This is a genomic window from Arthrobacter sp. D1-17 (genome assembly GCF_054130535.1).
In genome coordinates this window covers 1137678-1155450 of sequence record NZ_CP096382.1, presented here as the reverse complement: position 1 = coordinate 1155450, position 17773 = coordinate 1137678, and the positions used below count along the sequence as shown (strand labels likewise).

The 17773-nt window shown below is 65.8% G+C and carries 15 protein-coding genes and 2 pseudogenes; 3 read left to right on the top strand and 14 right to left on the bottom strand.

Annotated elements, in window-relative coordinates:
- The first annotated feature begins 272 nt into the window (after positions 1-272).
- On the top strand, positions 273-1403 hold the full coding sequence (asd, locus tag M1E01_RS05380; RefSeq protein WP_457974072.1) for an aspartate-semialdehyde dehydrogenase: 1131 nt from the start codon (positions 273-275) through the stop codon (positions 1401-1403).
- 643 nt (positions 1404-2046) lie between these two features.
- Here asd and M1E01_RS05375 read toward each other — a convergent pair.
- From M1E01_RS05375 to M1E01_RS05355, 5 genes and pseudogenes are all read right to left on the bottom strand, one after another.
- The gene (locus M1E01_RS05375; RefSeq protein ID WP_457974071.1) at positions 2047-3171 is read right to left on the bottom strand and encodes a winged helix DNA-binding domain-containing protein; all 1125 of its coding nucleotides are present in this window, start codon (positions 3169-3171) and stop codon (positions 2047-2049) included.
- Between the two features lie 59 nt (positions 3172-3230).
- Entirely contained in the window at positions 3231-4298 is a 1068-nt protein-coding gene (locus M1E01_RS05370) for a UDP-N-acetylmuramate dehydrogenase (protein WP_457974070.1), read from the bottom strand.
- Between the two features lie 47 nt (positions 4299-4345).
- Positions 4346-5607, bottom strand: a pseudogene (locus M1E01_RS05365) (MFS transporter).
- A gap of 11 nt (positions 5608-5618) precedes the next feature.
- Positions 5619-6056 carry a MaoC family dehydratase gene (locus M1E01_RS05360; protein WP_457974069.1) on the bottom strand — a complete coding sequence of 146 codons (438 nt, stop codon included), beginning with the start codon at positions 6054-6056 and terminating at the stop codon, positions 5619-5621.
- A 2-nt stretch (positions 6057-6058) separates the two neighbouring features.
- Positions 6059-6520, bottom strand: coding sequence for an FAS1-like dehydratase domain-containing protein (locus tag M1E01_RS05355; RefSeq protein WP_457974068.1), 462 nt, complete (start codon positions 6518-6520; stop codon positions 6059-6061).
- A gap of 169 nt (positions 6521-6689) precedes the next feature.
- Here M1E01_RS05355 and M1E01_RS05350 point away from each other — a divergent pair.
- Positions 6690-7047, top strand: a pseudogene (locus M1E01_RS05350) (ArsR/SmtB family transcription factor); the annotation flags it as partial.
- A 153-nt stretch (positions 7048-7200) separates the two neighbouring features.
- On the opposite strand, the gene M1E01_RS05345 reads toward M1E01_RS05350, so the two are convergent.
- From M1E01_RS05345 to M1E01_RS05315, 7 genes are all read right to left on the bottom strand, one after another.
- The gene (locus tag M1E01_RS05345) at positions 7201-7425 is read right to left on the bottom strand and encodes a DUF3188 domain-containing protein (RefSeq protein ID WP_457974067.1); all 225 of its coding nucleotides are present in this window, start codon (positions 7423-7425) and stop codon (positions 7201-7203) included.
- 182 nt (positions 7426-7607) lie between these two features.
- Positions 7608-8471, bottom strand: a complete 864-nt coding sequence (locus tag M1E01_RS05340) for an HpcH/HpaI aldolase/citrate lyase family protein (protein WP_457974066.1) — start codon at positions 8469-8471, stop codon at positions 7608-7610.
- Positions 8472-8577: 106 nt separating this feature from the next.
- Positions 8578-9558: an aldo/keto reductase gene (locus tag M1E01_RS05335; protein ID WP_457974065.1), complete on the bottom strand. Its 981-nt coding sequence runs from the start codon at positions 9556-9558 to the stop codon at positions 8578-8580.
- A 109-nt stretch (positions 9559-9667) separates the two neighbouring features.
- Positions 9668-11377, bottom strand: coding sequence for a glycoside hydrolase family 13 protein (locus M1E01_RS05330; RefSeq protein ID WP_457974064.1), 1710 nt, complete (start codon positions 11375-11377; stop codon positions 9668-9670).
- A 52-nt stretch (positions 11378-11429) separates the two neighbouring features.
- The gene (locus tag M1E01_RS05325) at positions 11430-12296 is read right to left on the bottom strand and encodes a carbohydrate ABC transporter permease (RefSeq protein WP_457974063.1); all 867 of its coding nucleotides are present in this window, start codon (positions 12294-12296) and stop codon (positions 11430-11432) included.
- Positions 12296-13249, bottom strand: coding sequence for a carbohydrate ABC transporter permease (locus tag M1E01_RS05320; protein WP_457974062.1), 954 nt, complete (start codon positions 13247-13249; stop codon positions 12296-12298). Before M1E01_RS05320 ends, M1E01_RS05325 begins: the two co-directional genes overlap by 1 nt.
- Before the next feature lie 26 nt (positions 13250-13275).
- Positions 13276-14601: an ABC transporter substrate-binding protein gene (locus M1E01_RS05315; protein WP_457974061.1), complete on the bottom strand. Its 1326-nt coding sequence runs from the start codon at positions 14599-14601 to the stop codon at positions 13276-13278.
- 226 nt (positions 14602-14827) lie between these two features.
- Here M1E01_RS05315 and M1E01_RS05310 point away from each other — a divergent pair, with 226 nt between their 5' ends.
- Complete coding sequence (locus M1E01_RS05310; RefSeq protein ID WP_457974060.1) at positions 14828-16030, top strand: ROK family transcriptional regulator; 1203 nt, start codon at positions 14828-14830, stop codon at positions 16028-16030.
- Between the two features lie 184 nt (positions 16031-16214).
- Here M1E01_RS05310 and M1E01_RS05305 read toward each other — a convergent pair whose 3' ends face one another.
- Both M1E01_RS05305 and M1E01_RS05300 read right to left on the bottom strand, forming a co-directional pair.
- Positions 16215-16874: an NAD(P)H-binding protein gene (locus M1E01_RS05305; protein WP_457974059.1), complete on the bottom strand. Its 660-nt coding sequence runs from the start codon at positions 16872-16874 to the stop codon at positions 16215-16217.
- 42 nt (positions 16875-16916) lie between these two features.
- Positions 16917-17498: a dihydrofolate reductase family protein gene (locus tag M1E01_RS05300; protein WP_457974058.1), complete on the bottom strand. Its 582-nt coding sequence runs from the start codon at positions 17496-17498 to the stop codon at positions 16917-16919.
- Positions 17499-17773 lie beyond the last annotated feature (275 nt).

Here is a 17773-nt window from a genome sequence, read left to right as displayed (position 1 = left end):
ATCCAAGTTGCCGTCACCGGTCAGTGGCACACTCTTGCGAAGCATCGTGGGTCTTCCCGGCCTGCCTCTTTCCTTTCTGCCTCTTTCCTTTCCTCGCAGCCTGGGCCGGCTACTACAAGGAACGCAAAGCTGAGAAGCTCCGAGAGGCCCGGAACCTCGCCCGGCCGGTGGAATAGCGCCTTCAGCACGGGCCGGGCCAGGACGCCCTGCGGCTGCCGACCAAAGTGACGTAACCGACTGCGGGCTGCCGGATCCGAAGATAAACTGTACGAATGACTACAGCAGCTACCCCCTCCGTCGGCCTGGTCGGATGGCGCGGCATGGTCGGCTCCGTCCTGATGCAGCGCATGCAGGACGAGGGCGACTTCGCCAACATCAACCCGGTGTTCTTCTCCACCTCCAACGCGGGAGGTGCCGCGCCTTCCTTTGCTGAAGGGGCCGGCAAGCTCGAGGACGCGTTCGACGTCGAGACGCTGGCGAAGCTGCCAATTATTGTCACCGCCCAGGGCGGAGACTACACCAAGCAGGTCCACGGCGAACTCCGCAGCCGCGGATGGGACGGTCTTTGGATCGACGCCGCCTCCACCCTGCGCATGAACGACGACTCGATCATCGTGCTGGACCCCATCAATCGCGACGTCATCGACAAGGGACTCGTGAACGGCACCAAGGACTTCATCGGCGGCAACTGCACGGTGTCGTGCATGCTGATGGGACTGGGCGGCCTCTTCAAGAATGGCCTCGTTGAGTGGGGCACGTCTATGACCTACCAGGCAGCCTCCGGCGGCGGCGCGCGGCACATGCGCGAGCTGCTGAGCCAGTTCGGCACGCTCAATGCAGAGGTCAGCACGGAACTGGACGACCCGGCGTCGGCCATCCTGGACATCGACCGCAAGGTCCTCGCCCACCAGCGCAGCGACATCGACGCCACGCAGTTCGGGGTGCCGCTGGCCGGATCCCTGATCCCCTGGATCGACGCGGACCTCGGCAACGGCCAGTCCAAGGAGGAGTGGAAGGCCGGCGTCGAAACCAACAAGATCCTCGGCACCTCGGACGACAACCACATCATTATGGACGGCCTCTGCGTGCGGATTGGCGCCATGCGCTCGCACTCGCAGGCGCTCACCCTGAAGCTGCGCGAAGACCTGTCTGTCGCGGAAATCGAGAAGCTGCTCGATGAGGACAACGAGTGGGCGAAGGTTGTGCCCAACACGAAGGAAGCCTCGATGGCCGACCTGACCCCGGTCGCGGCTTCAGGCACCCTCGACATCCCCGTTGGCCGGATCCGCAAGATGGAGATGGGTCCGCAGTACATCAGCGCCTTCACCGTGGGTGACCAGCTGCTCTGGGGAGCAGCCGAACCGCTCCGGCGCATGCTGAACATCGCGACCGGGACGCTGTAACCCCACTCCTCATGAGCGGCCCCGCCCCGCATGACCGGCCCTGCCCACGGCCGTCTATGCGGGTCGGGGCCGTTTCTGCATCTCCGCACGGGCCAGCGTGGCCAGCACCCGGCGCCGCAGCTGCGTGGGACGCGTCCAGCTGGTTCCAGTCCACACGCAAGAAGATCCGTCCTGCTTCGGCCAAGGCGTTTTCACGGGATCGCTCCGCGAGCAGCACTTGAGCCGTAGGGCGGTAATCGCTGTACTTGACCTTTCCGTCGAATTCGATGATCACGCAGTGGCCGAGATCCGCGAAGTTAGCCCTGAACAGGCCGGACCTTGTTGGCAGTTCGTTCTGCGGCCGGAAACCATGTATCCCGAATGAGTACAGGAGCAGTCGGGCCCGGGTTTCACCGGCCGACTCTGCCCGCCCGTCCAATGACGCCAACACGTCCACGGCCCTTCGGCCCCCCGTTTCACCGGGCTTTCGTCCAGGACTCTCGACATCGCAGTGGTCCAAGGGTGCACGTTTGGGCGAGCGGGGCAAAGCCGTCCAGCCGGGGTCAGGCCGTCCAGGCGGGGCAAGGCCGTCCAGGCGGGGCAAGGCCGTCCAGGCGGGGCAGAGCCGTCCAAGCGGGGGCCAGGCAGGCGGCCCGCACCATGGCTAGGACGCGAGGAACTTCTCGTACTGCCTGATGGAACGGTTGAATCCCGCCACGATCGCCGGGTCCAGGGGCTTTGAGGTGTCGAACGGCTCAGGCACATAGGACCCCGTTCGTCCTGTCCCCTGCCGCGCCCATGTTCCGACGACCTCGCCGCCTGCCGCAATCGCCTTCTTGAACACCCCGTTCCCGCCCGGGACGATCTTCTGGGCGTGCTCCGGTGGGAGTACCAGGCTACGGTCCGTGTAGCCGAGGATGAACTCGTCGAACCCGGGCAGTGCCAGAACAGTGCGCTGGCCCGGCACGCGGCCGTCAAGCAGCTCGGCCGTCTGCGGCGACATCCAGTAGTCCGTCCCGCCAAATTCCAGCTTCACGACCTCTCCCCGGATCAACACCAGCGCAGCCCGGGCCTCTGTCAGGGTGATGTTGGACCACCAGGCGAAGTCGCGCACGGTCGCCGGCCCGTGGCTGCGCAGATACCTGAGCAGCAGTTCTCCGATGCCCTGCCCGCGGTCGAGATCGCGCGAAGTGGTGATCCAGTCATCGAACGCCACGAACTTCTGCTGGTTTCCGTCCAGCGGCCCCGGCACGAGCGTAGCGCTTTGACAGAGCAGTCCCAGCAGGTGGATGCCGCGTTGCCCGGCAGGCGGCTGGCCGCCCGCCGCGAACGCCTCGAACAGCTCGCGCCGCGTGGCACCGCGCCTGCTGCCATCACCCGGTGCTCCGGAAAGCAGGTCCAAGGCAATCTTCTTGCAGACTTCAACGTCGCCCGCGGTGATCTCGAGCTGGCGGTGCCGGCTCGACATCCCTTGGACCAGCCGCGGCGTGGTGATATTCAGGATCCAGCGCAGATCCTCGGGTGCGAGCAGGTGGAGGGTGCCGCGCATCGACCACGACCGCACTACGGCCCCCGAATTCAAGGCCGCCCGCACGTCATTCACGCCGGCTCCGGGGACGCGCAAGCCCACCGCCCAGAGCACCGCCTGAAGGTCCTGCGCCTGCATAGCAGTCATTCCGCGGACGGCCTCAGGAACACTGGGAAATCCTCCAGCCAGCAGACCTTGCGAAGCCAGCCGCAGCCGTCCCATGATCCGGGGAGTTACCCGTACCCGTGTCTCCGTTGCCATGCCCCAATCCTAGGACCGCCCGGGCCGCCGTCCCCGGACAGTGACAAGGGAAGGTAAAGCTAGAGGGCAACGCCGATCAACAGCGGCTCGGGGTGAAGTTCAATGCCGAAACGCCCGACGACGCCGTCCCTCACCTCACGCGCAATGGCCACCATATCCGCGGCGCTGGCGGAACCACGGTTGGTGATGGCCAGCGTGTGCTTGGTGGACAACGAGGCCCGTCCGCCGGACACGCTTCCAGCGTCCAGGCCGAAGCCTTTGCCGAATCCGGCCTGGTCGATCAGCCATGCGGCGGAAAGCTTCACGAGGCCGTCGGAACCGGCGGGATAACGGGGGGCGTTCTGGGGCAGTTCGTCCGCCACGGCTGCCGGGACGATGGGGTTCGTAAAGAAGGAGCCTGTGGAGTACGTGTCCCGGTCAGCCGGGTCCAGCACCATACCCTTGGAAGCCCGCAGCCTCAGCACTTCCCGGCGCACGTCATTGGAGTAAGCCCGTTCCCCCTGCTGAACGCCGAGCACCCTTGCCAGCTCCGCGTAGCGGACCGGGGCGCTCATCCTCCCCAGTGGCAGCTGGAACTCGACCGTGAGGACCACGTATCGGGGTGACCCGTTGACCGTGGTCTGCTTGAGGATGGAATCCCGGTAGCCGAACTTCAGCTCGGAGTTGGTGAAGGTCTTCACCACGTTGCCTTCCCGGTCCCAGGTACGGACGGCAGCTATGGTTTGCGAGACGTCGGAACCGTACGCTCCCACATTCTGCACGGGGGTGGCGCCGGTGGCGCCGGGAATCCCGGCCAGGGCCTCTACCCCCGACCAGTTGTGCAGCACGGCATGCTCCACAAGGGCATCCCAGTTGTGGCCGGCCTGCACCACCACGGACACGCCACCGCAGGAGTCCTCGGCGTTGACGGTGAACCCCTCGGAGGCGATCTTCACGACGGTTCCGGGGAACCCGTCGTCGGAAATCAGCAGGTTGGACCCGCCGCCGAGGATGAGCACGGGCTCGCCGGCGGCGTCGGCCGAGCGCACGGCGTCGATGATCTCTGCCTCGGTGTGGGCATCGACGTAGTTGGCGGCAGGGCCTCCGACGGCGGCCGTGGTCAGGTCAGAAAGCATTGTGGGGGTCACCAGTCCAGCCTAGGGGAAGGGGAACGAAACAGGCTAAAACAGTTGAACTAGGAAGCCTTGCGGGCCACCGGCGACAGCAGGAAGCTCACCACGAGCACCGCCATCACGGCCAGCAGCGAATGCAGGATCCCGACGTGCTCGGCCAGCAAACCCAGCAGCGGAGGACCGCATAGGAAGGCGCCGTACCCGATAGTGGACACGAGCGATAAGCGGGCGGCAGCCTTGGCCGGATCATCGGCCGCGGCGGACATGCCCACTGGGAAGCCGAGGGACGCACCCAGGCCCCAGACTGCCAGGGCCGTGTAGGCAAGCCAGGGCTCGGGGGCGAACACGAACAATCCCAGCCCCAGAATGGCCAGCGCGGAACACAAGCGCATCACGGGGACACGGCCGAAACGGTCGAGCACGGATGTTCCGGCAAAACGTCCGATGGTCATGAGGGTGACAAAAAGGCCGTACCCCGCGGCTCCGGCGGCATCTGACTGCTGGTGTCCGTCTGCGAGGGCCAGCGCCACCCAGTCCCCCGCCGCGCCTTCCGCCAGCGCGAGGCCAAGCACCATGACGCCCAAGAGCAGCGTCCGCCTGTCCCGCCAGGCCTGGGCAATCTTGCGTTTGTTGTCAGCGGGGCGTCATCGATTCCCGGGCGGATCACAGGAATGGGCCCGGTGGACGGGTCCTCGAAGGTGTCGGGGCGGTACGCGGCCGCAGGTTCCACGGGGGTAACGTCCGCGCGGAACCAGCGGGCCGCCGTCGTCACGGAAGCGGCTACCACCAGCCCGGCCGAGGCAAGGTGCCAAAACACAGGGACGCCTGCTCCGGCTGCCCACGCCCCGAGTCCCGCACCCGCCACGGTGCCCAGGCTGAAGGCGCCGTGCAGGCGCGGCATAATATGGCGCCCCACGGCGCGCTCCACCGCGGCACCCTCAACGTTCGAAGCAGTGTTCCAGCTCGCTGTGCCCAGCCCGATGACAGCCAAACCCAGTGCTACGGCGGGCGGGCTGGCGAGCACGGACGTGCCGAAGCCGGCGGCCGCCAGGCCGAGCCCCACCATGATGCTCCCGGTCCGCATCGTGCGTTTGGAACCCAGCCGGAGCACGATCAGCCCCGACGCCGAAACGGAAAGGAACGACCCCGCGGTCATGCACAGCAGCAGCAACCCGACAGTCCCCGGGGTGAGTTCGAGCCCGTCCCGAATCGCCGGCAGGCGGGAGACCCAAGAGCTGAAGGCAAGGCCGCTGGCGGCATACGCCAGCGCGACGGCGATACGCCAGTGCGTGACCTCGCGCTCTGTTACGGCGGCGGAACTCAACGCAGCATCAGTCAGGCCAGCTTCACAAGGGCCTGCGCCTTCATGAGGACTTTCTGCCCGTCGAAGACCACTGCGAGGTCAACCCGTGCCGTCCGCGTCTCAGCATCCAGCGCGCCCACGGCTCCGCTGACATCGATCACGGCACCTGCGTCACCGGTTCCGGTGGTGTCGGCAACCAGCACCGGCTTGGTGAAGCGGGTCTGGTAATCGACGACGGCGGCGGGGTCGCCTGCCCAGTCGGTCACCAGCTGCACGGCTGCGCCCATGGTGAACATGCCGTGCGCGATGACGCCGGGGAGCTCCACCCCGGTGGCGAAGGCTTCATTCCAGTGGATGGGGTTGAAGTCCCCAGAGGCGCCGGCGTACTTGACCAGGTCCTGGCGCGTGACGCCGATGCTGCGGCTGCCGATGTCCTGCCCGATTGCCAGTTCTTCAAAAACAGGATTCATGGTTACTGTCCCTCCCCGCGGACAAGGATGGATGACTTGGTGGTGGAGACGGGCTCACGGCCGTCGCCCTCGCCCAGGGCGAAGATCTCGGCCCGGGTGGTGATCATGGCACCGCCGCCCATGGCGCGGACGCCGTCAACGTGCAGCTCTGCCACGAGGCGGTCGCCGGCAAAGATGGGGCGGTGATGGGTGAAGCGCTGGTCGGCATGGACCACGCGGGAAAAGTCGATTCCGGCCTCCGGATCCTCGATCAGCTGGGCATCGGCGCGCTGCGCGACGATGATCGCGAACGTCGGCGGGGCCACGAGATCGGGGTGGCCCAAGCCCTGGGCGGCCTCGACGTTAAAATGGGCGGGGTGGGTAGCCTTGACCGCGCGGGCGAACTCGCGGATTTTCTCGCGACCGACGTCGTACACCTCTGCGGCAGGGTAGCTCCGGCCCTGCAGATCCGGATTGATAGTCATGGGCTCAAGCCTACTGGGGGCCGCCGCGGACTACCCAGTTCGCGGCGGCCGACGCCGGGCATCCCCTGCGCGGGTTGCCCGCCGGGCCGCGCATTGTGAGTAATGTGATGGATTGATCATGCCAGCAGTTCGCGCCACAGACCGGCATGGACAGGAACGGCAGGTCACGTTGATTTCCGCAGCCCAGGCACCCTTGTACGAAATCAAGGCGAACCTCTTCAAGGCACTAGCTCATCCGGCGCGGATCCGGATCCTCGAGCTGCTGTCGGCCGCCCCGGACACGCTGCCCCTGTGAGCTTCTTGCTGTCCGAAACAGGCCTGGAAGCCTCGCACCTGTCCCAGCACCTGGCAACGCTGCGCCGGCACAGGGTGGTCACCTCCGTCCGCTCAGCGAACCTGGTGACGTACCGCATTGCCCACCCAAGATCGCCGAGCTTCTGGCGATTGCCCGGGCATTCCTGCTGGACACGCTCAGGGATTCGAACGAGCAGCTCCTGCTGGCGCAGGAGTTGCCCAGCACACACCTTTCCGCGGATACCCGGCTGGCACCCCGGCATGAGCGCCGCTCCGGAAGCGGCGGCAAGGCAAAGCTGCATCGCCGTTGTAGCCGCGCGGCATCACCTCTTCACGGTCCTGCTGTCGGCGGTAACGCGCCCACTCCATGTCCGAAGGAGCGCCGGCTACCTCTTGTAGCTCTTCCGGATGTGCTGGCCACGGACCACCAGCGCCACGACGTGCAGCACCAGACCAAGGCCGATCACGGGCAGCGACGCCACCATGAGCCCTTGGTTGTGGGCGGCATTTCCCGCGAGGTTGAGGATGATGCCTGCGGCGATCAGACCCATCGCGCTGAAAACCAGGACTTTGTATGAGGCGGGCGCTGTAGCCCAGAATTCGTTCAGCACCGTGCCAGTTTACCGAGTTCCGAAGAGCTGGCCCGTCCGTAGGCCCGGCGAAAGCTGCTGAAGGCGCAAAACCGGGCTGCCGCTGTCGGCCGCTGGAAACACCGGGGCGGGCCATCCCAAAAGACCCCGTGCACCAGATAGCGGGTATCGGTCACGGGGTCTGCTGGCAAAACTGGTGCGGGTTACGGCGCCGGCTGCACGCCGAACGCTACCGCGAGCTTCATAATCTTCTCTGCCCGGCCGAGGCGGGGCAAATCCGAGCCGTCACGGATGACCCGCCCGCTGGCCTCAAAGTCAGCCATAAAGTCGGTGGCCCACGCGACGTCGGACGGCGTGGGGCTGATGACCTCGTTGATGACGCTGGTCTGGTCAATGGCCAGGCACAGCTTGCCAGTCATGCCCATCATCACCGTGATGCCGGTCTGCTCGCGCAGGATCGGGTGGTTGGTGCCGACGGTGGGGCCGTCGATGGGACCGGGCAGGTTGCCGACGCGGCTGGCAACCACAAGCTTGGCGCGCGGGTAAGCCATGGCTTCCTGGGTGTTCGCCATGCCGGTGTCGCGGCGGAAGTCACCGGAACCGAACGCCAGGCGGAACGCGCCCTGGGCCTTCGCGATCTGGTTGGCTTCCTCGATGCCCACGGCGCTCTCCACCAGCGGGATCACGGGGGTCTTGCCATCCATGCGGTGGAAACTCTCCGTCACCTGGTCGGCCGATTCGGTCTTTGCGAGCATGACGCCGAGCAGGCCAGGCGTGCCGCGGAGGCCTGCGAGATCGTCGGCCCAAAACGGGCTGAGAGCGTCGTTGATCCGGACCCAGGCCTGGCCGCCGGCGGTAAGCCAGTTCACCACGTTTTCGCGCGCTGCGTCCTTCTGCGACGGGTCAACCGCGTCTTCGATATCCAGAATGATGGAATCCGCGCGGGACACTGCCGACTGGTCGAAGAGCTCGGTCTTCATTGCGTTGACCAAGAGCCACGAACGGGCGATTTCGGCAGGGATGTTGCGTTCGTGCCGGGTGATCTCGGCAGTGGAAGTAGACGTCATACATCTACCGTATCCGGCCTGCGCCTGCTAATGCGAAGATGACCGGTCCGGCGGAGGCGACCAATACGACCAAAAGCGGAACGTTAGAGCCAGCTGGCTTCCGCGCTTAGGGGATGTTGCTCCCCCGGGCCGTGACCCACAGCCGGTACCACTCTTCGCGGGTCATGGTCTGCGCCACCCTGGCGGCGCCGGCGCAGGCACGGATCCGGTCGGGGTTCGCCGTTCCTATCACCGGGGCGATACCCGCCGGATGCTTCATGAGCCACCCCAGCAGCACGGCCTCCCGGGTGGTGCCCCGCTCCCGCGCCATGTCGGAGAGGAGTTGCGCCGTGGCGGACTCCGCAAGCGTGGGCCGTTCCGGCGGGTTGCCGGTGTAGTGGCCCCGGGCCAGCGCCCCATAAGCCTGCAGCGCGATCCCCTGGCGGGCGCAGTATTCGAGTGTCCCGTGCGGAAAGCTGTAGTCCGCGGCGCCCGGGTGGTTGACCAGCACGGTGCTTTCCAGCCAGTCCCGCTTGAGCAGGCTGAGTTCGAGCTGGTTGGCCACCACAGGCGTCTCGAGGCTGTCCTGCAGGAATTCGATCTGCGCCGCCGACATGTTGGACACGCCGAGCGCGCGCACCTTGCCTTCCGCCATCAGTTTCCCGACGGCGGCCGCCACCTCGGCAGGGTCCATCAGCGGATCCGGGCGGTGCAGCAGCAAGATGTCGACGTAGTCCGTCCGGAGCCGTTCCAGGCTGCCGTTCACGCGCTCAATGATGGCGTCGCTGCTCAGGTCATAGTACGTTTCCAGACCCCGCTCGTTGAGCCGGATGCCGCACTTGGTCTGCAGCTGGATGCGTTCCCTGAGCCCGGGGGTGGCGGCCAGGACCTCGCCGAAGACGGTTTCGGACTTGCCGTTCCGGTAGATGTCCGCATGGTCGAACAGCGTGACGCCGACGTCCATGGCGGCCTCCACCGCCTCGGCGGCAGTTTCAACGTCGGTGATGTCATGGGGCTCATCAGACCAGGTTCCACCCAGGCCCATGCACCCGTAGATCAGCCGTCCGGAGGTCGTTCCCTGGAAGGGCGTCGAGGTTTGTTCAGTCATTGCATCACTCTTTCACTTCGGCTCGTAAAGGCCCAGTAGTTAAACGCCGCGGTGGCGGTGCCTGGCAAGAGGCACCGCCACCGGGGCGGGTGTCAGTAGGATTCGCGGATCAGCGGAGCCAAGCGGTGGTGTTGCCCGGCAGCCTGCCATCCTCGAGCGGGGCGCTGCTGACCAGCACCGTGCCCGCCGGAAGGTCGACGGCAGTCTCGCCGAAGTTGGTCACGGACTGCCAGCCGCCGGGCCGGCTGAAGTGCAGGACCTCGGGGTTGCCGGTCTCGATCCATTCGAGTTCTTCTGCGGTTTGCAGTTCGCGCCGCAATTTCAGAGCGGTGCGGTACATCTCAAGGGTGGAGCCTTCGACGCCGTCCTGAACCTCAACGGCGTACTTGCTGAACCATGCCGGCTGCGGAAGGTGGGCGCCGCCGTCGCCGAATCCGAAGGAGCTGCCCTCGGCGGCCCAGGGCAGGGGCACGCGGCAGCCGTCGCGGCCGACCTCCACGCCCCTGTTGCGGAAGAACGAGGGGTCCTGGCGCTCAGACTCCGGGATCTCCGCGACTTCCTGCAGGCCCAGTTCCTCGCCCTGGTACAGGTAGGCCGAACCGGGAACGGCCAGCATCAGCAGGGTGGCAGCCCGGGCGCGGCGCTCGCCGAGCTCCACGTCCAGTTCCTCCTTGGGCCCGCCCGCCAGCAGCCAGGTCTTGCCGTCCTGCCCCTTCGGGTGTTTGCCCTTGCTTCCCTTGGGCAGCCCGTAGCGCGTGGCGTGGCGGACGACGTCGTGGTTGGAGAACACCCACGTCGAGGAGGCGCCGGTAGCGGCGGCCTCGGCAAGGTTGCGGGTGATGATTTCCTTGAATTCCTCCGCGTCGAAGTCTGCCTGCAGGAGGTCGAAGTTGAACGCCTGGCCCAGGCCCTGGGGGCTGGCGTAGCGCGGGCGGCGCGTGGCGTGGACCCAGGCTTCTGCAACAGCAGTCCGCGGGGGGTTGTATTCGTTGAAGACCTCGCGCCACTCGGCGTAGACCTCGTGGACTTCGTCGCGGTCCCAGAACGGGTGCGAACCGTCGTCGAAGCCGTCAGTGCCGGTGTTGGCAGCGCTCAGCTCTAGCTTGGAGAGCAGCGGTTCGGTGAGGTCCTTGACGAGGGCGTGCGCCACGTCCACCCGGAAACCGTCCACGCCGCGGTCGGACCAGAAGCGCAGGGTCTTCAGGAAGTCGTCGCGGATCTCGCGGTTGGCCCAGTTCAGGTCCGGCTGTTCCTTGGCGAAGATGTGCATGTACCACTGGCCAGGGGTGCCGTCCGGTTCGGTGATGCGCTCCCAGGCGGAGCCGCCGAAGACGGAGTCCCAGTCCGACGGCGGGAACTCACCGTTCGGGCCCTTGCCGTCACGGAAGATGTAGCGGTCGCGGGCAGGCGATCCCTTCGGCGAGGCGAGGGCTTCCCGGAACCACTCGTGCCGGTCGGAGGAGTGGTTCGGGACAATGTCGGCGATCAGCTTGATGCCGGCGGCGTGGAGCGCCGCAGCCATCTCGTCGAAGTCGTCCAGCGTGCCGAGCTTTGGGTCCACGTCGCGGTAGTTATCCACGTCGTAGCCGCCGTCGGCAAGCGCCGAGGGGTAGAACGGGCTCAGCCAAACAGCGTCGATCGCCAGTGACTGCAGGTACGGGACCTTGGCGGTGATGCCCTTGATATCACCCAGGCCGTCCCCGTTGGAATCGGAGAAACTGCGCGGGTAGATCTGGTACACGGACGCCTGGCGCCACCAGTTCGGATCGGCGAAACGGTGGTCATCGGACAAGGTTGCCAGGGTGGCAGTGGTGGACAAGGGATGCTTCCTTTACTTGTGGGGTGTTTCGTTGCTGGATGGAATGTTGGGTCTACTTGACTGCACCACGCATCACTCCGGACAGTACCCAGCGCTGGGCCAGGATGTAAACCACCAGGGTGGGCGCCATGGCCATGAGGTACGACGCGAATGCGAGGCTGTAGTTGGTGTTGAATTCGCCCTGGAAGAGCATCTGCACGACGGGCAGCGTCTGAAGGGCCGGGTCGGCGATCATCATCTGGGGCAGCAGGAAATCGTTCCATGAGTTGAGGAAGGCGAAGATGCCCACCGTCGCGTTCATGGGGGCCAGCAGCGGGAAGATGATCTTGCGGAACACCTGCCAGGTGGTCGCACCGTCCATACGGGCTGCTTCCTCCAGCTCCACCGGGATGGAGCGGACGAAGGCGATGTACAGCAGGGTGTTGAAGGAGATGCCGCCCAGCACGTGGAGGAACACCACGCCGGCAGGATTGTCCAGGCCAAGCAATGCCGTCTGTTTGATGAGGGGCAGGATGATCACCGGGAACGGAATGAACATCGCGGAGAGCAGGTAGACGAAGGAACCCCGGAAGAACCTGCGGTTCCAGTTGCGGGCGATTGCGTAGGCCACCAGAGAGCTGCAGGTCAGCGATCCGAGGACGCTGAACACGGTGACGAATGCCGTGGACAGAAAGGCCCGGGGGAAATTGGTGGCCACGTAGGCGGCGGCGAAGTTTTCCCAGTTCATCGGGTTGGGCCAGGCGAGGCCGGTTCCGCCGATCTGCTCCGGGGACTTCAGGGCCATCGCCACGGTGAAGTACAGCGGCAGCAAAATGGTCAGGGATGCCACCAGCATCAGTGCGGTGAGCCACCAGTTGACCTTGTAGCCTTCCCGGCTGGATCTGCGGATCTTGAGGGCTGGAAGCGTGGATGCGGTCATTAGAGAGAAACCCCCCGGCGCTGGATGAGGCGCAGCTGGATGACGGAGATCAGCAAGGTGATCATGAAGTAGATGACGGCGTTGGCCATTTGATAGGAGTAGTCCCCGCCCGTGAAGCCGGAGAAGATGCGCATGGCCACTGATTGAGTCGCCATGCCGGGACCGCCGCCGGTGAGTCCGACGATGATCTCGTACGTTCCCAGGAAACCCTTGAACCCTAGGATCACATTGATCACCAGGTAGCCCATGATCAGCGGCAGCGTGAGGCTGAGGAACTGGCGGAAGCTGCCGGCCCCGTCCAGGTCAGCCGCTTCGTACACTTCCGAGGGAACGCTTTGCAGGCCCGCCAGGTAGATGATGGTGGCGCCGGGCGCCGCCTGCCACACAGTGACGATCACGATGGCGAGCCAGGCGAGATTCTCGTTGGCGAGGATGCTCGTGGCCAGCGGGGTGTAGCCGAGCCTGTCCATCAGCACTGGGAGGGTGTTCGAGAAGAGGTAGTTGAACACAAAGGAGACGATCAGCGCGGACAGCACCATGGGGATGAAGAACACGGTGCGGATGCCGGTCCGCCACTTGATCTTCGCGTTGAGGCCCAGGGCGATGGCGAGCGCCACGACGTTGACCACCACTGTTGTGGTCAGGGCAAAGACGAACGTGAAGATGTAGGACTGGAGGACTGCCGGATCCTTGAAGATGTTGACGTAGTTGGACAAGCCGATGAACTTCCAGTCACCGTAGCCCGCGTAGTTCGTGAGGCTGAAGAACACGCCCACGAGGGCCGGCAGGGTGATGAAGAAGGCAAACAGTGCCAGGACCGGCACCACCATCCAGTAATACGTGGGATCAATCGTGTCCTTGCCGCGGAACATGCCTTTTTTGGCCGGGGCGGATGTTGGGGTCTGCGGGGATGCGGGAGGGGCTGTCTGGGCCACCCTGGCAGTTGTGGTCATCTGGGGCTCCTGGAATCGGGGTGGGATCAGACTGCGGTGCGCTCGGCAACGCGGCGCCACTCGTCGTCGAGGGCGGCGAGGAACTGCTCGCCGTTCTTTGTGTACACAAAGGACTGGACGTAGTTGTTCAGCGGCACCGACGGCGGGAAGTACGTGGTGGCACCCTGGTAGTAGCGCCCCTCCTTGACGGAGGCGTTCAGGCCGCTGATCTGCGGGTTTTCGACGGCGGGAGCATCCTTGAGCGGTGAGTACGCTGCGTTCTTTTCGTTGTACGCGTTCACCACCGACGGCTCCAGGAGGTAGTTCACGAAGCGTTGCGCCGCGGCCATGTTGGGGGTGTTGCGGGTGATGGACAGCGCCATGTCCACGTTCACGCGGGCTTTGGTGTCGGCGGGGTTGTTAGTGACCGGCAGGGGGAAGCTGCCGAGCCTGATCTTCTTGTTGGCTGCCACAAGCTGGGACAGTGCCCACGGACCCTGCAAGTACATCGCCGCCCCGCCCTTGGCGAAGGCCGCGTTTCCGTCCGCATAGTTCTTGCTGGTGGCGCCCTTTTGGGAGAACGCGGCGAGCTGCAGCATTTTGGGCAGCGCCGGGCCGAAATTGTTGGCGAATGATTCCGGGGCGCCGGGGCTGATGGCGGCGCCCTTGGCGGTGAGTTTGGAGAAGAAGCCTGGTACGTCCAGCGAACCGCCGGCGACGTAGTCGAACATGCCCTGGCCCAGGGTCCAGTTGTCCTTGAAGGTGCCGTAGATCGGGGTGATCCCCGCCGCCTTGAAAGTTTCGCACGCGGCAACGAACTCGTCCCAGGTGGCCGGCACGGCGACGCCCTTGGCTTCGAAAATGTCGCGGTTGTAGATCACTCCAGCGGCGGCCAGTGAGAACGGCAGGGCACTGATCTCGTTCCCCTTGTACTGGCCCCAGGAGCTGATGAGGCGCTGCATCTTCGGGTTGATCGTCGCGGCCACCGGCATATCGGAAAGGTCCGCGAAGACGCCCTTGCGGACGAAGTCCGCGGTGGCCTGCGCGAAGCCGCGGGTCACGACGTCGGGCGGATCGTTGCGGACCAGGCCGGGAACGAAGTTGCCCTCGTTGAAGTCCTGGATCACGCGGATGTCCGGGTTCAGCGCCTCGAAGTCCTTGATGACCTGGTTGAAGTAGGCCACCACCTCGGGCTTGTTCTGCATGAACCGCAGGGTGGTGACGCCGTTCTGCACGCTGGGCGTGGCACCGCACGCCGTCAGCGGAAGCATGGCGGCGGCGCCGGCGAGGCCGGCAGCCTTCAGGAGCGTGCGGCGACTGACCGGCGCCGTCCGGCTGGCTCGGGCGAATCGGCTGAGCGGAGCGGCGTTCACAGGACAAAAACCGGAACGTGGGAGTGCTGCTGGCGTGGTTGGGGTCCGGGCGGGCAGTGCTTCAGGATGCTGTTCACTGTTGCTCCTTTGCAAAAGGCTGGGTGAAGGACTGGGAGGGAAGCCAGTGGTCGGCGGCCGTCCGGCCCACCGTGCCTCATCTTTTATATGGACTCTAAATTTAGTTCCTCAAGTATTATGTGGTGGGAAGCACAGAGAGGTCAACACCATGTCGGAAATGACGGCGGCAACGCCTCAGCTGTTGCGGCGCGTGAGCGCTGGAGCGGTCCTGAATTTTATGCGCGCCTCGCAGGCTGTCACTGTCACTGAAGTCATGCAGGCCACCGGACTTACGCGGGCAACGGCGATCTCGGTGTGCGAGGACCTCACGGAGCGCGGCTGGATCAGGGAGCTGGAAAACCAGCGGGCCTTTGGCGGCTACCAGAAGGGCCGGCCGGCGCGCCGTTTCGAGCTCAACGACCGCGCCGGCTACGTCCTCGGAATGGACGTCGGCATCGCCAAAGCCACGGTGGTGGTATCGGATCTCCGCGGAAAAGCGCTGGGCCGTTCCAGCCAGCCCTTCGCCAGCGCCGAGATTCCGGCGGAGGAGCGCATCGCCGTCATTGACCGGACGGCCATAATGGCCCTGCACAGCGTCGGGGCCTCCCCCGACGCTGTGCTTGCCGTCTGCGCCGGCATCGCGGCGCCGGTGGACCGCAACGGGGACATTCTGGTCACCCAGCACTTTTGGGGACTGTTCGACGTCGGCCTGAAGTCCGCGCTGAAGGACCTTCGGGGGTGGACGGTTCTCCTCGAGAACGATGCCAACCTGGCTGCTTTGGGCGACCGCTGGCGTGGAGCAGCAGCGGGCGTGGACGACGTCGTGGTGATCCTGGCGAGTGAACGCTTTGGTTCCGGGATCATCGATGACGGGCGCCTGCTGCACGGCGTCGGCGGCGGCGCGGGCGAGCTCGCGTTCCTCGACATGGTGGACGGCGTGGGAGACACCTACGGCATCGCCACCCTCGCCCGGCTCTGGGCCGCCGAGGCCCTCGCGGGCAAGGCCAAGACGTCACTCCGGGAGCATGCCGACGAAGGCCCGGAGGCGGAGCACGTTTTCGCCGCTGCGGCCGCCGGCGATGCCGTGGCCCTGGCAATCCTGGAGCGGCTGTCCGACCGGATGGCGCGCGTGATCGCACCCGTCGCCACTTTCATGAACCCCGAACTGGTCGTCATCGGCGGTGCTGTGGCAAACTCCGCCGGGGTGCTGCTGGAGGACATCGCCACCCGGCTCAGGAAGTTCACCGTCACGCCGCCGCGGTTGGCCGTGTCGCCGCTGGGCGACGCGATCGTGACCGTGGGCGCAGTCCGCTGCGCTCTGGACTACGTGGAGAAAAACAGCCTGGACCTGGAACTCAACGTCCCCGCGTGAAGCACCGCCCTGTCCCGGACAGGTCAGGCCCGCCCGGGGCAGACCAGCGCGAACGTACAAATCAGCCCCGCTCGCCGGACAGACCAGCCCCGCCGCCCCCAGACAGACCAGCGCGAACGTACAGATGTGGCCCTCGGAAGTGGGGCCGCAAGTGTACGTTCGCGCTGTGCGGTTGGCGCGCCTGCTACTGCGCCGGTTCCAGCGCAGCGGGCACGGGAACGGAGCCGTCCCGGAATTCGATGGTCCGTCCGGCAGTTTCAGGCATCTCCAGGACGGCGGCGGCGACGATCGCCACGTTGGCCCGCGACGTCTCCGTGCCCGTGGACGCGTCTTGCGGGTCTACCTCGATCAGGCCGTTCCCCGGCCCCTCTGTCAGTGAGCCGGGGCCCAGGATAGTCCATGCCAGCCTCGTGCCCCGGAGGTAGGCGTCTGCCGCTGCCTTGGCCTCGGCATAGGCGTGGAAGCTGTGGTCCGCCGGCACGCCGTGATCGGGGCCGGCGCCGAAGTAGGAGACCATGACGTAGCGGTCCACTCCGGCTTCCTCCGCGGCATCCATGGAGCGGATGGCGGCGTCGCGGTCAACGGCCTGGGTGCGTGCGGGGTCCCCTCCCCCGGCGCCCGCAGACCAGACCACGGCGTCGTGGCCGCGCAGCGCCGCGGCGATCTCCGCCGTCGTCGAATTTTCGACGTCAAGGACCGACGGCGACGCACCCGTTGCCGCGACATCCGCCGCGTGGTCAGGGTTGCGGATGAACGAGGTGACGCTGTGGCCCTCGCCTGTGAGCAGGGCGGACAGCCGAAGGGCCACTTTTCCGTGGCCGCCGATAATTGCGATGCGGGACATCCCCCCATTCTGTCCCACGGCCTGGTTTTGTCCCAGCCGGAGTCAGGCCCGGCTGGCGTAGCGGAGGAAAACCACGCCGTTGCCGAAGCGCCGTTCCTCCAGCAGCTCCAGGTTCAGGCGCACATCCTCCGGGAGGTAACGCTTGCCGCCGCCCACGGCCACAGGAGAAACGAACAACTGGTACTCATCCACCAGTCCCGCCCGGATGGCCGCGGCGGCGAGCTCCGCGCCGCCCACCGCCAGGTCCTTGCCGGCGTCCGCTTTAAGGCGCCGGACGGCCGTGGCGTCGAAGTCCCGCTCGATGCGGGTCCGTTCGCTGAACGGACCCGGCAGCGAGCGCGAGTAGACCACCTTGTCCGCGGCTGTCCAGAGCTCCGAGAAATCACGGATGTACGGCGGCGCCTCTGCAAAGGCGGACGGGTCCTCCCACGCGAGCATCACCTCGTAAAGCCGGCGGCCCAGCAGGTAGGTGCCCACCGAGCCCTCAAGTCCGTGGATGAACGTGTGCACTTCCTCATCCGGCTCGCTCCAGTCGAAGCGGCCGTTCCGGTCCGTCACATATCCGTCCAGCGACTGGATGCCTGAGTAAATCAGCTTGCCCATGCCGGCCTCCGTTGTAGGCATTGCCCCCTGCAGCCCGTTTCCGGAAATGACCCTGCCCAGTGCTCCGGAAGCCGAACCTTTGGATTCCCGACAATAGATGCAGCCCAGGTCCCTGGCAACGCCTGTTACACAGGAGACAGGGGCAGCCACAACGTTGGCACAGGATTCCATCAAGACCTCCTCAGGAATCGGGTTCAGGCACTTCCGCACTGGCATGCTGGTGTTCGCAGCCATCGTGCGCATCACGTCTCATGACCTTCTCAGGGGGAAACCATGCCGGTGAACCGGTTCCCGCA

Excerpts from the sequence above, each read along its gene's own strand:
- asd (WP_457974072.1), top strand. The coding sequence starts at position 273 with ATGACTACAGCAGCTACCCCCTCCGTCGGCCTGGTCGGATGGCGCGGC.
- M1E01_RS05305 (WP_457974059.1), bottom strand. The coding sequence starts at position 16,874 with ATGTCCCGCATCGCAATTATCGGCGGCCACGGAAAAGTGGCCCTTCGG.
- M1E01_RS05335 (WP_457974065.1), bottom strand. The coding sequence starts at position 9,558 with ATGACTGAACAAACCTCGACGCCCTTCCAGGGAACGACCTCCGGACGG.
- M1E01_RS05360 (WP_457974069.1), bottom strand. The coding sequence starts at position 6,056 with ATGAATCCTGTTTTTGAAGAACTGGCAATCGGGCAGGACATCGGCAGC.
- M1E01_RS05340 (WP_457974066.1), bottom strand. The coding sequence starts at position 8,471 with ATGACGTCTACTTCCACTGCCGAGATCACCCGGCACGAACGCAACATC.
- M1E01_RS05310 (WP_457974060.1), top strand. The coding sequence starts at position 14,828 with ATGTCGGAAATGACGGCGGCAACGCCTCAGCTGTTGCGGCGCGTGAGC.
- M1E01_RS05325 (WP_457974063.1), bottom strand. The coding sequence starts at position 12,296 with ATGACCGCATCCACGCTTCCAGCCCTCAAGATCCGCAGATCCAGCCGG.
- M1E01_RS05320 (WP_457974062.1), bottom strand. The coding sequence starts at position 13,249 with ATGACCACAACTGCCAGGGTGGCCCAGACAGCCCCTCCCGCATCCCCG.
- M1E01_RS05355 (WP_457974068.1), bottom strand. The coding sequence starts at position 6,520 with ATGACTATCAATCCGGATCTGCAGGGCCGGAGCTACCCTGCCGCAGAG.
- M1E01_RS05375 (WP_457974071.1), bottom strand. The coding sequence starts at position 3,171 with ATGGCAACGGAGACACGGGTACGGGTAACTCCCCGGATCATGGGACGG.
- M1E01_RS05300 (WP_457974058.1), bottom strand. The coding sequence starts at position 17,498 with ATGCCTACAACGGAGGCCGGCATGGGCAAGCTGATTTACTCAGGCATC.